Origin of the sequence: Empedobacter sp. GD03861, assembly GCF_029840885.1 — a bacterium.
GTDB classification, from domain to species: Bacteria; Bacteroidota; Bacteroidia; order Flavobacteriales; family Weeksellaceae; genus Empedobacter; species Empedobacter falsenii_B.
In genome coordinates, this window is sequence record NZ_JAOCDJ010000097.1 from 1 (window position 1) to 828 (window position 828).

Sequence of the window (828 nt, forward strand, 5' to 3'; positions counted from 1 at the left end):
AAAAGAATCCGTCTCACAACTTGAGGCGGATTTTTTTTGGTTATAATTGTTATTTTTTGTATATTTATATCTGATAATCAGATATTTGTCTATGAATTTCAAGTATTATAACCAAAATCAGACGGTGTTGTTTCCGTATAGTTTTGAGGAGTTGATTCCCGATAATCATCCTGTTCGGATTGTCAATGATATTTTGGAGAGGATCAATATAGACCCGCTGCTAAAAGCCTACAGCAAAGAGGGAAATCCCAGCTATCATCCCGTGATGATGCTCAAGGTGATGGTTTTTGCCTATATGAACAACATTTATTCCTCCCGGAAAATCGAAAAAGCACTTCGCGAAAACATCAACTTTATGTGGCTCTCCAATATGAGCATCGTGGATCATAATACCGTGAACAGATTTCGGGCTCACAAGCTTGAAGCGGCTTTCAAAGATATTTTCTCGCAAGTGGTTTTGCTTCTTGCCGAAGAAGGTTTGGTAAGTTTGAAACAGGTTTTTGTGGACGGAACGAAAATCGAAGCCCAGTCAAACCGCTACACTTTTGTGTGGGCCAATGCCATTAAAACCAACAAAGAAAAGATGCTCCGCCAACTAGAGGACCTTTGGAAATATGCCCAAAGCGTGGCAAGGGAAGAGGACAAAGACCCTGAACCGCCGGAATTTAAAGAAATCAGCAAAGAAAAGATCCAGCAAACGGTAGAAAATATCAATGCCAAATTGAAAGGCAGCGACCGCAAGACCGATTCCGACAAAAAAGCTAAAGCCAAGCTGAATTACATTAAAAATAATTTTGAGAAAAACCTCGGTAAATACGAAGCTCAGGA

General features: G+C 40.0%; 1 protein-coding gene. It reads left to right on the top strand.

Features of this window, described 5'->3' with window-relative positions; translation table 11 throughout:
* Window positions 1-91 precede the first annotated feature (91 nt).
* Window positions 92-828, top strand: a 737-nt coding sequence (locus tag N5D03_RS15000; protein ID WP_280052120.1) for a transposase, incomplete at its 3' end; no start/stop codon positions are given.